Annotated in this window: 1 protein-coding gene; it reads left to right on the top strand. The window is 66.8% G+C overall.

Annotated features, from left to right (window positions below):
- Positions 1 to 250 (top strand): hypothetical protein (locus tag ACZ3HH_RS30815; protein ID WP_465810477.1); only part of this gene is annotated, 250 nt, incomplete at both ends.

Here is a 250-nt window from a genome sequence, read left to right as displayed (position 1 = left end):
ACGCTCGGCCGGCTCGAGGACAACGACAAGGTTCAGCAGGCCAACGCCAAGCCGAAGGACGACACGGCCGAGAAGCCGGTGACCCAGAAGGCGCTCGGCCTCGACCTCGCGGCGCTGAGCAAGGACCTGCGCACCAAGTACAAGATCAAGGACAGCGTGAAGGGTGTCGTCGTCACCGGCGTCGACAATGCCTCCGATGCCGCCGAGAAGCGGCTGTCGGCCGGCGACGTCATCGTCGAGGTGGCGCAGG

Source organism: Pseudomonas sp. PME37.24/025 (genome assembly GCF_055556615.1).
The sequence above is the reverse complement of the archived record's forward strand: the minus strand, read 5'-3'. Positions and strand labels throughout refer to the sequence as shown.